Origin of the sequence: Dyadobacter crusticola DSM 16708 (genome assembly GCF_000701505.1) — a bacterium.
In the GTDB taxonomy this organism is placed as follows: Bacteria; Bacteroidota; Bacteroidia; order Cytophagales; family Spirosomataceae; genus Dyadobacter; species Dyadobacter crusticola.
In genome coordinates this window covers 343466-357826 of record NZ_KL370787.1, presented here as the reverse complement: position 1 = coordinate 357826, position 14361 = coordinate 343466, and the positions used below count along the sequence as shown (strand labels likewise).

At 47.4% G+C, this 14361-nt stretch carries 16 protein-coding genes; 14 read left to right on the top strand and 2 right to left on the bottom strand.

Going from position 1 to position 14361, the window contains the following annotated elements; genetic code table 11:
• The first annotated feature begins 248 nt into the window (after window positions 1-248).
• The 7 genes from Q369_RS0126325 (at window position 249) to Q369_RS0126290 (ending at window position 7675) form a co-directional block, all read left to right on the top strand.
• Window positions 249-812 carry a DUF4142 domain-containing protein gene (locus Q369_RS0126325; protein ID WP_031530701.1) on the top strand — a complete coding sequence of 188 codons (564 nt, stop codon included), beginning with the start codon at window positions 249-251 and terminating at the stop codon, window positions 810-812.
• A gap of 189 nt (window positions 813-1001) precedes the next feature.
• On the top strand, window positions 1002-2564 hold the full coding sequence (locus tag Q369_RS0126315; RefSeq protein ID WP_031530700.1) for a sulfatase family protein: 1563 nt from the start codon (window positions 1002-1004) through the stop codon (window positions 2562-2564).
• Between the two features lie 4 nt (window positions 2565-2568).
• Window positions 2569-4005 (top strand): phytoene desaturase family protein, encoded by a 1437-nt coding sequence (locus Q369_RS0126310; RefSeq protein ID WP_031530699.1) that lies wholly within the window; start codon window positions 2569-2571, stop codon window positions 4003-4005.
• A 14-nt stretch (window positions 4006-4019) separates the two neighbouring features.
• Window positions 4020-5111, top strand: a complete 1092-nt coding sequence (locus Q369_RS0126305; RefSeq protein WP_051664296.1) for a formylglycine-generating enzyme family protein — start codon at window positions 4020-4022, stop codon at window positions 5109-5111.
• Between the two features lie 55 nt (window positions 5112-5166).
• Window positions 5167-5718 (top strand): RBBP9/YdeN family alpha/beta hydrolase, encoded by a 552-nt coding sequence (locus Q369_RS0126300; protein WP_031530697.1) that lies wholly within the window; start codon window positions 5167-5169, stop codon window positions 5716-5718.
• Window positions 5719-5854: 136 nt separating this feature from the next.
• Window positions 5855-6457 carry a YceI family protein gene (locus Q369_RS0126295; RefSeq protein WP_035333849.1) on the top strand — a complete coding sequence of 201 codons (603 nt, stop codon included), beginning with the start codon at window positions 5855-5857 and terminating at the stop codon, window positions 6455-6457.
• A 72-nt stretch (window positions 6458-6529) separates the two neighbouring features.
• The gene (locus tag Q369_RS0126290) at window positions 6530-7675 is read left to right on the top strand and encodes a beta-1,2-mannosidase (protein ID WP_031530695.1); all 1146 of its coding nucleotides are present in this window, start codon (window positions 6530-6532) and stop codon (window positions 7673-7675) included.
• 51 nt (window positions 7676-7726) lie between these two features.
• Here Q369_RS0126290 and Q369_RS0126285 read toward each other — a convergent pair whose 3' ends face one another.
• Together Q369_RS0126285 and Q369_RS0126280 are read right to left on the bottom strand one after the other, a co-directional pair.
• Window positions 7727-8020 (bottom strand): type II toxin-antitoxin system RelE/ParE family toxin, encoded by a 294-nt coding sequence (locus tag Q369_RS0126285; RefSeq protein WP_031530694.1) that lies wholly within the window; start codon window positions 8018-8020, stop codon window positions 7727-7729.
• Window positions 8013-8264 carry a type II toxin-antitoxin system ParD family antitoxin gene (locus tag Q369_RS0126280; RefSeq protein ID WP_031530693.1) on the bottom strand — a complete coding sequence of 84 codons (252 nt, stop codon included), beginning with the start codon at window positions 8262-8264 and terminating at the stop codon, window positions 8013-8015. The genes Q369_RS0126285 and Q369_RS0126280 overlap by 8 nt, the downstream gene beginning before the upstream one ends.
• Before the next feature lie 200 nt (window positions 8265-8464).
• On the opposite strand from Q369_RS0126280, the gene Q369_RS0126275 reads away from it, so the two are divergent.
• The 7 genes from Q369_RS0126275 to Q369_RS0126245 all read left to right on the top strand — a co-directional run bounded on the left by Q369_RS0126275 (window position 8465) and on the right by Q369_RS0126245 (window position 14348).
• Window positions 8465-9022, top strand: a complete 558-nt coding sequence (locus Q369_RS0126275) for a fasciclin domain-containing protein (RefSeq protein ID WP_031530692.1) — start codon at window positions 8465-8467, stop codon at window positions 9020-9022.
• Window positions 9023-9292: 270 nt separating this feature from the next.
• Window positions 9293-10027 (top strand): 3-keto-disaccharide hydrolase, encoded by a 735-nt coding sequence (locus tag Q369_RS0126270; RefSeq protein ID WP_229206961.1) that lies wholly within the window; start codon window positions 9293-9295, stop codon window positions 10025-10027.
• A gap of 1 nt (window position 10028) precedes the next feature.
• Window positions 10029-10463: a hypothetical protein gene (locus tag Q369_RS0126265; protein WP_031530690.1), complete on the top strand. Its 435-nt coding sequence runs from the start codon at window positions 10029-10031 to the stop codon at window positions 10461-10463.
• A 7-nt stretch (window positions 10464-10470) separates the two neighbouring features.
• Window positions 10471-11322 (top strand): sugar phosphate isomerase/epimerase family protein, encoded by an 852-nt coding sequence (locus Q369_RS0126260; protein ID WP_031530689.1) that lies wholly within the window; start codon window positions 10471-10473, stop codon window positions 11320-11322.
• A gap of 155 nt (window positions 11323-11477) precedes the next feature.
• Complete coding sequence (locus tag Q369_RS0126255; protein WP_031530688.1) at window positions 11478-12512, top strand: ThuA domain-containing protein; 1035 nt, start codon at window positions 11478-11480, stop codon at window positions 12510-12512.
• 57 nt (window positions 12513-12569) lie between these two features.
• A complete protein-coding gene (locus tag Q369_RS0126250; protein WP_031530687.1) occupies window positions 12570-13397 on the top strand; it encodes a sugar phosphate isomerase/epimerase family protein in 828 nt (275 codons plus the stop codon).
• 141 nt (window positions 13398-13538) lie between these two features.
• Window positions 13539-14348: an alpha/beta fold hydrolase gene (locus tag Q369_RS0126245; RefSeq protein WP_031530686.1), complete on the top strand. Its 810-nt coding sequence runs from the start codon at window positions 13539-13541 to the stop codon at window positions 14346-14348.
• Window positions 14349-14361 lie beyond the last annotated feature (13 nt).

Genomic DNA, 14361 nt, shown 5'->3' with positions numbered 1-14361 from the left:
GGAGCGAGGCTCCTTTTTCTGTCTTTTACCGGAGTGGGGGTGTGAATATTATGAGCCAATAAGGTCGGTCGGCAAAGCTAATATAACTTTTTTTCAAAAAATGCATTCACTCCTTTGTAGAATGAGAAAAAGTAATATCCGCTATGATGATCGTCTTGTTCCAAACGGCTCGTGAATGCGGAATAGCCGAGGTTGGCACACTTTTTTCAATTTTCATATTCAAAAATCACAAAAAAATTAAAATGATTATGAAAAAGATCGCATTTACTTCGCTGGCACTTGCTACAATGATGGCATTCTCTGCCTGCAATTCCAACAAGACGGAGGATACCGCAGAAGTAGCAGAAGAGCAAAATGAGCAGAAGCTTGACGATACCGATCTGGAAGATGATTCAGAGTTTGCAGTCGCCGCTGCAGACGGCGGTATGATGGAAGTTCAGCTGGGCGAGCTGGCCAAAACAAATGCCGCCAGCGCTGATGTGAAGAAATTTGCGGCGACTATGGTGACAGACCATGGAAAGGCAAATGATGAGCTGAAAGCTTTGGCACAACAGAAGAATATCACGCTTCCCGCTATGCTGAGCAACGAGAAGCAGAAGAAATATGACGAACTCGCTGCCAAAAAAGGCGCTGAGTTTGACAAGGCATACATCTCATTTATGGTTGATGATCATAAAGAAGATATCAGCAAGTTTGAGGAAGCTGCCAAAGATGCCAAAGATCCGGACGTGAAATCGTGGGCAGCAGGCAAAGTGCCAGCCCTGAAACACCACCTGGAAATGGCAGAAGCGATGAACCGCGCAAAAAAATAGCACGCAAATTCCTCCCTGATCAGCCGGTAACCCACAAGGTTCCGGCTTTTTTGTTTGCCGTATGGTTGAGTTTTGGGAAGAAATGGACAATTTGAAGCTTTCAATCAGAATTAATACGAAGCCAAAAACACGCAAATATTTGATTAATCATTTGTATAAGCTTATTTTGTCTACCAACTTAATAGAGTTATGATTTTAGGTCTCCTTTTTTCATTTCGTAAAGCCGTGGTTATCGCTGGTCTGGCCATTTTTTCAATGGGTTTTGCAGCGGCGCAAACAGCCAGCCGGCCGAATATCATTTTTATTTTTTCCGATGATCACGCTTACCAGGCGATCAGCGCCTATGGGAATAAGTATGTAAAAACGCCCAATATCGACCGCATTGCCAAAGAAGGTGCATTGCTGACAAACAACCTGGTTACTAATTCCATTTGCGGGCCAAGCCGGGCTACTTTGCTTACGGGTAAGTACAGCCATTTAAACGGGTATAAACGAAATGACAATACCAGGTTCAATACCAATCAGACCCTACTCTCAGAGACACTCCGGCAGGGCGGGTACCAGACTGCGTGGATCGGGAAAATGCATTTAAATAGTTTGCCTGCGGGCTTCGATTACTGGAATGTACTGCCGGGGCAGGGCAGCTACTACAATCCTGATTTTATCGGTCAGCCCAACGATACTACCCGGCACACCGGCTATGTTTCTGATCTGATCACCAAGTTCTCAACGGACTGGCTCGACAAGCGGGACAATTCCAAACCTTTTTTCCTCATAGTAGGGCACAAAGCAACCCACCGCGAGTGGCTGCCCGATTTGCAGGATCTGGGTGCTTACGACAATGTGAACTTTCCGCTTCCTGCCAATTTTTACGATGATTATAAAGGAAGAGCGGCCGCACTGGACCAGGATATGTCGATTGAAAAAACAATGCGGCTGAAAGAAGATCTGAAAGTGAATGCGGATTTCGAGAAAGACTGGACTTACAATCGCTTCAACGCAGAACAGAAAAAGATATTTAAGGGGTATTACGATAAGATATCAAAAGAGTTTGCCGACAAGAAGCTGACCGGAAAAGCATTGACCGAATGGAAATACCAGCGTTACCTGCGCGACTATTACTCCGTTGCGAAATCGCTGGACAGGAATATCGGAAAGTTGCTCGATTACCTCGACAAGAGCGGACTGGCAAAGAATACAGTTGTGATTTATGCGTCCGATCAGGGATTTTACCTGGGCGAGCATGGTTGGTTTGACAAGCGTTTTATCTACGAAGAATCACTGAAAACACCATTTGTGATCCGGTATCCGGGCGTAATCAAGCCGGGGACTAAGAATAATGACCTCGTTGTGAATATCGACTGGGCCCCGACTGTTCTGAACATTGCAGGTGTGAAAGTACCGGCAGATATGCAGGGTAAATCGTTTTTGCCAAGACTGCAAAACAGTCAGACTGCGCAGGTACCCTGGCGGAAGGAGGCTTACTATCATTATTATGAATTCCCGCAGCCTCACCACGTGTATCCGCATTTTGGTTTGAGAACGAACCGTTACAAGCTGGCTTATTTCTACGGCGGGGCCGATTCGTGGGAGCTTTTTGATTTGCAGAAAGATCCTAGCGAGGTCAATAATATTTATGGTACCAGAGGAACAGAGGCGCTTACCGCTGATCTGAAAAGCAAGCTGGAAGTTTTAATGGAAGAATACAAGGATGAGGAAGCATTGAAGGTGCTTGCATCTGCTAAAAAATAGTAACGTGGGTAGCAAACAATATGATGCGGTGGTAGTTGGCGCCGGTCCGAATGGATTGGCGGCAGGGATTACCCTGCAACGTCGCGGACTGTCCGTTCTGATTGTGGAAGCCAAAGAGACGATCGGCGGAGGAATGCGGAGCGCGGAGCTGACCTTGCCGGGTTATATCCACGATGTTTGTTCGGCTGTACACCCGATGGCGTTAATGTCGCCATTCTTCAAAAGCATTCCATTGCGTGAGCTGGGTGTGGAATTTATCCAGCCTACGTTAGCCGCAGCACATCCTTTTGACGAGGGTCATGCAGCAATCCTGGATCAGTCGGTTGCGAAAACAGCAGACAGCCTGGGTGTGGATGAATCCGCTTACCTGGACTTTATGGGCGGGCTGGTAGAACTTATTCCGGAAATTTTGCCGGATCTCCTGGGGCCTTTGTCTTTTCCGGAACATCCGCTGTCACTGGCAAAGTTTGGATTGAAAGCGCTGCCACCTGCTACCTGGTCGGCGGGGAGGTTTAAGGCGAAAGAAGCGCGAGGATTGTGGGCCGGCATGGCGGCGCATTCCATTCAGCCACTGGAAAATGCGGCTACCTCGGCTTTCGGGATCATGTTGATGGCGGCTGGGCATTTGTATGGCTGGCCGATCCCAAAAGGTGGAAGTCAGTCGCTGGCTGACGCACTGGCAACCTATTTCAAATCATTGGGTGGAGAGATCAGAACAAATTTCCGTGTCAACAGTATAAATGAGCTGCCGGCTGCAAAAGCTATATTAATGGATGTTACCCCCAGGCAGCTGGTACAGATCGCCGGGGACGAGCTGACTTCTTTGTATCGCCGCAGGCTGCTCAACTACCGGTATGGTGCCGGTGTCTTCAAATTAGATTGGGCCCTGGAAGAGCCAATCCCATTTACGGCAGCAGCGTGCCGGCGGGCAGGCACTGTTCATATTGGCAATACCATTGAAGAAATCGCAAAATATGAAGCAGGAATAGCAAAGGGTATCCATTCAGACAAGCCTTTTGTACTCGTAGCACAGCAAAGCACGTTTGACAAAACCCGCGCACCTGAGGGAAAGCACTCGGCCTGGGCATATTGCCACGTTCCAAACGGATCAACGCGTGATATGACGGCGGCTGTCGAACAGCAGGTGGAGCGGTTTGCGCCAGGGTTCAGGGATATAATCAAAGCAAGAAGTACCATGAGCCCTGCCCAGATCGAACGTTATAATTCCAACTACATCGGAGGCGATATCAATGGGGGAATGCAGGATATTTTTCAGCTTTATTCAAGACCTGTACTCAGCGCCTCGCCTTATCGTACATCAGCAAAGCACATTTATATATGTTCTTCGTCAACACCACCGGGCGGCGGAGTGCATGGAATGTGCGGGTACCACGCTGCTACACAGGCATTGAAAGATATTTTTAAAGTTACTAATGATTAGTTTTTGTGAGATCAATGAACATCAGTAGAAACAACCTTCAAAGATTCGCCTTGCTCGCGCTTGTTGCGGGCGCAGCTTTGGGTTGCGGAAGCAAAAAAACCGCTGAGGAAAAAAAGGCGGACAGCATTGCCCAATGCATTTCCGAAGGCATTCCTTCCCGGGCAGCGGCAATCGCCAATGCGGTGAACATCACCGCAGGTAAAGGCGACACGACCGGCATGGTGTGGATCAAAGGAGGTAAGTTTTTAATGGGCGCCGACGAATTTCCCGACTCGCGACCGATGCATGAAGTAACGGTCGACGGATTTTATATGGACGCGCACGAGGTAACCAATGCGGAATTTGCAGCGTTCGTCAAAGCAACGAACTACAAAACAGTGGCGGAGCGGCCGCTGAACCCCGCCGATTACCCGGGCGTGCCTGCGGATAAACTGGTGCCCGGCTCTGCGGTGTTTACGCCCACGCCCACGCGGGTGAGTCTTGATAACCCGCTTCAATGGTGGAATTACGTACCAGGCGCAAACTGGTCGCACCCCGAGGGGCCTCAAAGTTCAATTAAAGGAAGAGAAAATTATCCGGTGATCCACGTCGCTCACGAGGATGCGGCTGCTTATGCCAAATGGGCTGGCAAGCGGCTTCCTACAGAGGCGGAATGGGAGTATGCGGCGCAGGGCGGCAAGGGAAACCACACCTACTACTGGGGCGATGAACTCAAACCCGGTAATAAATGGGTCGCCAATATTTACCAGGGCAGCTTTCCCGACAAAAACACTAAAGAAGACGGCTACCTGACTGCCGCGCCGGTAAAAACATTTCCAGCAAATCCGTACGGGCTCTATGATATGGACGGAAATGTGTGGGAATGGTGCGAGGATCTGTACCGGCCGGATTACTATCAGAAAAGTGCGAAGGTAAACCCCACCGGCCCGTCAGACAGCTATGATCCCGACGAGCCAGGCGCTGTCAAGCGCGTACAACGGGGAGGGTCATTTCTTTGCAGCGACGAATATTGCATTCGCTATAAAGCGGGGAGCCGCGGTAAAGGTGAAGTTACAAGCGGGAGTAATAATCTCGGTTTCAGATGTGTGATGGTTGTAAAGATGTAATATATTTTCGGTGTTTTTACTTTAAAATGATTCAACTGTTAAGTTGTAGTATAATATGCAAGGGTTCGAAAACACACATTTCCTGACAGTTCCGGGTCTTGCCAGTTCAGGGCCGCAGCATTGGCAAACAATCTGGGAAGAGCAGTATCCCGCCCATTTCAACCGGGTACAACAGGTAAACTGGGACTGGCCTGTAAAAGAAGAATGGGTAGGGCAGCTGCAAAAGGAAATCAGCGAATTGAAAGGGCCGACTGTACTGGTAGCCCACAGCCTGGGCTGCATTACCGTAGCGCATTGGGCGCAGGAGTTTCACTCGGAGCATATAAAGGGTGCATTGCTGGTTGCGCCGGCTGATGCCGATCTGTCAAAACGCCTGAACTTCGTGGTAGGTTTTACGCCAATCCCGACCGGAAAAATCAGCTTTCCGACGATTGTAGTGGCGAGTACCAACGATATGTATGCGAGTATCGCGCGGTCACAGACGTTTGCAGCAGACTGGGGCAGCGAGTTTATCAATGTAGGAAAGAAAGGTCATATCAATGCCGTTTCAGGACTTTCTGATTGGAGTGAGGGGAAGGAGATATTGTATAAGCTAAGTGGGTCTTAAGTGTTGAAGCGGCACGCAACGTTTATCCCGAAAGTACCGTAAGGCATTGAAACAACAGTTCTATAATTCACTATATCTTTTTATATTACAAAAAAATCTTTCTCACCTTAAAACGATGGAGTCCACTATGAAAAAAATGTTTCTTCTAGCCGCAGCCGGTTTGTTGTTCAATGTTGCTGCAATTGCCGACGGACCTGGCAAGACGAAGGTTGCAGACAAGACATTGAAGGTCGACACTAAAAGCAGCAGCGTAACCTGGGGAGCGAAAAAAGTGACAGGAACCCACGCGGGTACTGTTCCATTGGAAAGCGGCTCTCTGGTAGTTGACGGAGATAAGCTGAAAGGCGGCAGCTTTGTGGCAGATATCAAGAACCTTGTAGTAACTGATATCACCGACAAGGAAATGAACGGCAAGCTGACCGGCCACCTGAAAAGTGATGATTTTTTCTCTGTTGAAAAACACCCGCAAGCCAAGCTGGTAATCTCTTCTGTAACTCCGAAAGGCGGAAATGCGTATGATGTGACAGGTAAACTGACTATCAAAGGCATCACTGAGGAAGTGAAGTTTCCTGCTACTGTGAAATCGGATGCACAAAAAGTAACTGCAACTGCGAAAGTGACGATTGATCGTACCAAATACGATATCAAATTCCGCTCGACCAACTTCTTCGAGAACCTGGGCGATAAGGCGATTGACAATGATTTTACATTGGATGTGAACCTGGTTGCCAACAAATAATTACAAGTTTTCTTTGAAATAGAAAATCCGGTTTGAATATTCAGACCGGATTTTTCAATTTTTAACCAACCTATGAACAAATCGACTACCGGATTACTCTTTTGCCTCGCGCTTCTTTTCGGCGAGGTGGCTGCTCAAAAAGAAAATAAATTGCCTGACTGGACTTTCGGAGGCTTCAAACGTCCGGCCAATGTGAACCCCGTGATTTCACCGGATAGTACCTCCACATTCTTCTGCCCGATGAATAAAAAGCAGATTGACTGGGAGTCGAATGATACCTTCAATCCAGCCGCTGCGATCAAGGACGGAAAGATTGTAGTGCTTTACCGAGCCGAAGATAAAGCAGGTAAGGCGATAGGAAAGCGCACATCGCGGCTCGGATATGCTGAAAGTGAAGACGGAATCCATTTTAAAAGGAAAAAAGAACCTGTGCTTTTCCCTGCGGAAGACAGCCAGAAGGCAATGGAGTGGCCGGGCGGCTGCGAGGACCCGCGCGTGGCAGTTACCGAGGACGGCTTGTACGTCGTTTTTTATACGCAATGGAACCAGGACAAGGCGCGCATTGGCGTAGCGACTTCCCGGGATTTGATCAACTGGGAAAAACACGGGCCGGTATTCAAACAAGCTTACGGGGGTAAGTTCAATGAGATATGGACAAAGTCGGGCTCCATTGTAACTAAACTGGTCGGCGACAAGCAGGTAATTGCAAAGATCAATGGAAAATACTGGCTGTATTTCGGAGAAGCGAATGTAAATGTGGCCACATCAACTGACCTGATCAACTGGGAGCCGGTTGTGGATAGTAAGCAAAACCTGGTAAACCTGATTTCCCCCCGCAAAGGCTATTTTGATAGTAACCTGACCGAATGCGGCCCGCCGGCGATCTTGACTGACAAAGGCATTGTCCTTTTATATAATGGTAAAAACGACAAAGGCGAGGATGGCGACAAGCAATTTACACCCAACAGCTACTGCGCCGGTCAGGTGCTTTTTGACAAAAATGATCCCTCCAAAGTACTCGCCCGCCTCGACAAGCCGTTCTTCCGACCAATGGAAGCATTTGAAAAAAGCGGCCAGTATGTAGCAGGTACAGTGTTTATTGAAGGAATGGTTTACCACAAAAAGAAATGGTACCTATATTACGGCTGCGCCGATTCGAGAGTAGGGGTGGCGATTTATGATCCCGCGAAAAAGACACCCGGCGACCCGCTTCCGTAAGCTGAACCAATTAAAGGAGCAAAGTGAGAACGGCGCATCTGCTTTGTTCCTTTAAAGATGCCTTTCAACATCCATGCTGACGTGAAGGATGCGAATAATTTCAGCTTTGTTTTCAGTTGAAAAACGGAAAAATATGTAATGCTTTCCATACAATGTTTTCTGGTAGCCTTTCCGGACCTGATCAATCGCTTTGCCTTTTATTTTTCCTTCTCCTATTGCTTCAAAACTCGATAATAGCCCGTCAAGATACTTTTCAGCCTGGTGCAATGACCATTCATGAACTGTATATTCCCAAATTCTTATCAAATCATTCTCTGCAAGTCGGGTAAGTTTGTAACTACTCATTGGCTGAATAGTTCTTCTTCAATTTAGCCTTGAAATCTGCTGGGTCAAAGTTTTCTGACCAGCCGCTTTCTTCGCCTTCAATAAGCGCTTGTCGCAACAAGCTCAGCTTTTGCTCTTCTTGCTCCAATAGTCGAAGACCTGCACGAACTACTTCACTCGTAGAGGCATATCGGCCATTGGCTATTTGAGTCTGAATGAACGAATCAAAATGCTGGCCCATTGATATGGATGTATTCTTTCCCATTTCCGATTTATTTACATGTGAAGATCAAAGTTACCAATTTTTGGTAACTATCTGCCAGCGCCGACGTTCCATTCATTTTTCTCCCGATACATATTTTTTACTTGCTGTTACGCGATAGCGGCAAGAAAATTATCTGGCATTTAATCGATCGGAATCTGATCGACGTACATAAAGGAAATCACTAAACTAGGTTTCTTATTATGAAAATGTCAACAAAAATCATGGGCTTGCTGCTCGCAGCGATGTTTACAACCGGATCTGCTTTTGCACAAAAAGAGAAAACCGTCATGGTGGGAGGCGCTGCAATGTACCCTTCTAAAAACATCATTGAGAATGCAGTAAACTCCAAAGATCACACTACGCTGGTAGCTGCGGTAAAAGCAGCTGAACTGGTAGAGACACTATCAGCAACTGGCCCATTCACAGTGTTTGCACCGGTTAATGCCGCATTTGCTGCATTGCCAGCCGGAACGGTGGATAACCTGTTGAAGCCGGAGAATAAAGGAGCACTTACTTCGGTACTGACTTACCACGTTGTTCCAGGAGTAGTGGATTCTAAATCGGTTGCAAAAATGATCAAAGACGGAGGCGGCAAGGCCATGGCGAAAACTGCCCAAGGTGCTGAACTTACTTTTTCAATGAAAGGAAAAGACTTGATTGTGACCGATGCAAAAGGAAATTCAGGCAAAGTTACCACAGCTGATGTTTATCAGTCAAATGGTGTAATCCACGTGATTGACAAAGTGTTAATGCCTTAATGATTGTGTGAAGTTGGTTGAGTGAGTGAGTTGTTGTAGAAGCGGGAGGACCTTGGTCTTTCCGCTTTTTTATTTGCGCTGCACCCCTTCAAGCAGGTTAGTACAGGATAGTCGGTCAGATATTTTTAGGAATTTTTGGATATAATTTTCTGCTTTTTTAAGAGTATTAACTTTTATAAAAACCCTCTTGTAAGGGAAAAGGAGATTAAGGAAGTCACTAAACCTATAAAACCAATTCAAATGAATTTCAGATTTGTCAAAGCCGGTTTTATGCTGGCAGCTCTGCTGGTCATCGCAAGCCAGGCTACTTCGGTGGCCCAGAAGAAAGAGAAAGGGTTTGTTTCCATTTTCGATGGCAAGTCCCTGAAAGGCTGGGAGTATGATGCAAAATACTGGCGGGTGGAAAATGGGAATCTGGTAGGCGAAATCACTCCGGAAACACTTCTTAAAACCAATTCTTTTATAGTTTGGCAAGGCGGTCAGCCGGGGGATTTTGAACTGAAAGGTTCATTTAAGATCCAGCAGAGCGGTAATTCGGGCATTCAATACCGGAGCGAAAAAGTGGAGGATGTGCCGAATGCGCTGAGAGGATACCAGGCCGATATTGACGGGAAAAATACTTACACCGGCCAGAATTATGAAGAACGCCGCCGCACCACACTGGCCTATCGTGGACAAAGAACGGTGATCCAAGAATACACAGGCGATAAGACACCAGAAGGTGTACGCAGCAACATCAAAGCCAATGCATGGAAAGGCTTCGAAGTGACCGGTTCACTAGGCTCTTCCGATTCCCTCAAAACACTAATTAAAAGCGAAGACTGGAACACCTTTCACCTGGTGATCAAAGGCAACCGTTTGCAGCATTATATCAACGATGTACTCATGAGCGAGGTTACGGACAATGATACCTACAATGGTCGTAAAAAGGGATATTTGGGTATGCAGGTACACGTAGGCCCTCCCATGAAAGTTGAGTTTAAGGATTTGAGGATTAAGCAGTAGTATGGAGTTTTATATTTTGGATCCAGAAGTTTCGGGGAGCTTCGATGAGAGAACTGATTTAGATGTTTCTTCTCATCCACCAACAGTGAGAACTCTTGTTTACCAATTTGATGGTTGGTTAGGAGATGATTTGATAAGCTCATTTCCAGTATTTTTAGTTACGGAGCGGCTTGCCAATGAGATTGAAAGGCTAGACTTAACGGGTTACTTATTTGATAATCTAGAAGTCTCAACATCTAAGCAATTCGAAATTTTATATCCCAACCAAAAGCTGCCAAAATTTAAATGGCTTAAAGTTGTTGGATTACCTTGCAAAGATGATTTCGGAATATCGAGCGATCAAAGATTGGTGGTATCTGCTAGTGGACTCAACTGTTTGCGTTTATATTCCCTTCAATATTGTGATATTGAAGCGTTTCATTGTTCAAAAATATAATAGTTTAATGAACAAAATAGGATTCAATGTACTTGCCTGGACGGCGTCAGTGTCGGATGATTTATTTCCGATTATCGACAGGCTGAAAGGTATCGGTTACGATGGTGTGGAATTTTATCTCGGGCCTCAGGAATCGGCTGCTTACCAGCGAATGGGCGGTTATACCAAGGATCTTGGACTGGAAACTACTGCGGTAATGACCTTGGGCGCGGATGAAAATCCTGTGAGCGAGTCCGTAGAGGTACGCCAAAGAGCTTTGGATAAGATCAAATGGGCAGTTGATCGTGCGCATGATCTGAATGCGAAAATCATTTGCGGACCATTCCATTCGGCACATACCGTTTTTGTAAATCGGCCGGCTGAGAATCAGGAATATGCATTGGCCGGCGAAGTATTGAATGCGGCTGCGGAATATGCGGCACAGGCCAATATCACATTTGCATTGGAGGCACTCAACCGTTTCGAGTGCTACCTGTGCAACACCATGGAGCAGCTTCACAAACTGGTGACCGCCGCCAATCACCCGAATGTACGCGCGATGTTTGACACGCATCATTCCAATATTGAAGAAAAGAAATATGGTACCGCATTGCAGACCATCGCGCCGGTACTAGCCCACGTTCACATCAGTGAAAACGATCGCGGGACACCAGGTACCGGTCAAATCTTGTGGGATGATGCATTTGCAGGATTAGCCGCCATCAACTATCAGGGCTGGCTTACGATCGAAGCATTTTCAAGAAACGATCCGGGCTTTGCCAATGCAATCGGCGTGTGGCGGGAGTTTAATGAACCCTGGGATATCGCTGAAAATGGCTACCGGTTTATCAGGGAGATGTGTTTGAAGCATGGATTATAAGTGACTTCGGCTGTCGGCTTTCGGCAGTCGCCTTTTTTGCGATGGACTTCGTCATCGTGACCAGATTAACCTCCTAACACGAGGTTGTAAAAACCGAAAGAGAAACAGTAAAAGGCCGAAAGCCGACTGCCGAAAGCCGATGTAAACTAGCCACTATGACCCGCAACCTGCAATTTCTTCTCCTCTTCCTTCTGCTGAATTTCTCTGCATTCGCGCAGGGTGACGCTTCCAGATATCAGGTTGTTTACAAAGGTGCCAAAGGCCCCGGTTTGGGTAAAAACATCGTTTTCGTTGCTACCGACCACGAATACCGCAGTGAAGAATCGCTGCCTGCGCTGGCGCGGATTATGGCAAAACGGTATGGTTTTACCTGCACGGTCATCTGGGGGCTGGACGACGCAGGCAATATCCTGCCCGGCAGCTCGAACCTGAAAGGATTGGAAGTGCTCGATAGAGCCGATCTGCTGGTGATTTTCATGCGGTTTGCGCATTTCGAGGATCAACAAATGCAGCACATGGATAAGTATATCAAACGCGGCGGACCAATCGTAGCTTTCCGCACATCTACACACGCATTTGAAATAAAAAATGATCCTAAATGGGAACATTATACCTGGAACTACAAGGGTGATAAAACAAGCTGGAAAGATGGTTTCGGGGAAGTGGTACTTGGCGAAACCTGGGTGTCGCATTATGGTACCAACCACAAGCAGTCTTCGAAGCTGATCATTGAGCAATCAGAAGCCGTGCACCCGATTATGACCGGGGTGAAAGATGTGTGGGTACAATCGGGCGGGTATACTGCCGAACCGAAAGGTACGGTACTCGCGCGGGGACAAGTGTTAAACGGAATGACCGCCACTTCCGCACCGGATCCCACAAAAGAGTTGTTGCCGGTCGCCTGGATCAAGGAATACCAGGTAGAAAGCGGGCAAAAAGGGAGATCTTTTACAACTACGCACGGAGCTTCCGAAGACCTGCTGAATGAAGGCTTCCGGAGAATGGCAGTGAACGCCATGTTCTGGGGACTGGGCATGGAGAAGTCCATTAAGCCCACTAACAATATCGCATTCGTCGGCCCTTACAAGCCCACCACTTTCAATTTCAATGGATACAAAGCCAATGTAAAACCGGCCGATCTGGCTGGATTTGATTCGCTGATCATGCCTGGTGAGATTGTGAAGAAATGAGATTGTGAAGAAAAAGGCACCTTGATTTTAGTTTTTGACCAAACAGATTTAAAAATAATGTCAGTACAACTTCCATTTCGTTTCGGTTCTGAGGTATATACCTGGTTTATGAGCGGCAACGGTAAAACGTATGAAGGCCAGCTCGGGCACATGATCGAGGTAATTTCAAAAGCTGGTTTCAGTGGCATTCAGCCGATTTTCACCTGGATGGGCGAGTTGGTTGATCCGGACCTGCTGGAAGCGAAATTAAGGGAACAAAACATAGAGCTGGCCGCATTGGCGCTTGCATTGGACTGGAATGAAGCCGAAGAGACGGAGCGCGAAAGAGAGATAGCCGATCATGCGATCAGGGTATTGCAGCGCTTTCCGGGTGCTATCCTGAATACAGTGCAGATCCCGAGTGGCCGGCACAACCTGGCTCAGCGCCAGGCGAACCTCATCAATATTGTCAACACAGTATCAAGAAGGGCCGCTGAAAAAAGCATTCCGTGCAGTTACCATCCCAATTCGCCCCATTCATCCATTATCCGCACCGAGGAAGATTACAAGATCGTACTTGAATCGCTGGATATCTCGGCTACGGGCTGGACGCCGGACGTTGGCCACATTATTAACGGGGGAATGGACCCGCTTTCCAAAATGAAGGAGTACGAGGCGCTTATCAACCACGTGCATTTCAAGGATTGGGACGGAGCACCTGAATTTGCATTGATGGGAAATGGAAATGTGGACCTGCTCGGGGTAACCCAGTGGCTAAAAGATATCAATTACAAGGGCTGGATTATCTGTGAAGACGAAGGAGCCGAAGCCCTGGACGATCCCGATTACGTGACTTTGCATGACGGAAAGTGGATCCGGGAAACGCTGGTGCCGGGACTTAAGTGACTTCGGCTTTCGGCGGTCGGCTATCAGCTTTCGGCTATCAGCTGTTAGCAATTAGCAGCCAGCTACCTTACCTAATCTTGATAAACATTTAAAAAAATAAAGGCCGACGACTGACTGCCGAAAGCCGAAGTCCCCAACAATATGCCCACCATCAAGACCAATGCAATAAACATGTACTATGAAGAGCGCGGTTCAGGGGAGCCGCTGCTTTTGATTATGGGAATAACAGCTCCTGGTTCGGTCTGGAATGTGCATGTGGCGGATTGGAAGCATCATTTCCGCTGTATCATTGGTGATAATCGCGGGGTCGGGTTGACAGATAAACCGGCCGGACCTTACTCCTCGGAGCAAATGGCGGATGATTACGCGGGGCTGCTGGACTCGCTGGGTTTGGAGAATGTGCATGTAATCGGCTGCTCCATGGGCAGTACTATCGCACAGCAACTGGCAATCCGCCATCCTGAAAGGGTAAAATCGCTGATATTAATGTGCCCGTGGGCTCGCTGCGACAATTATGCAAAAGGGCTTTTTCAGCATATTATGAATGCCAAGGCGAGGTTCAGGCCGGAGGAGTTCAGTTTGTACATTCAATTGCTGATCTACTCCAAATCGTCGTGGGACAATGCTGAAAAGCACGCGGATCTCGCGCAGGGCAGGCAGCAAGATGCTTATGGTGCATTTCCGCAGCCTTTACATGGTTTAGAGGGACAAGCCGCTGCTTGCATCAACCATAACGCATTGCCCGATTTACATAAAATTGATAAACCGACGCTCGTGATTGGCGGGCGCGAAGATATTTTCACGCCGGTGTGGATGGCGGAGGAAGTAGCAAAAGGTATCTCCGGCGCAGAGCTGTTTTTGTATGAAAAACTGGGACATGCGTTTCATTTTGAGGATACGGAAGACTTTAATGGAAGGGTGAGGGATTGGTTGAAAAGCGTATCAGCCTGAGCAGCACTGCCTC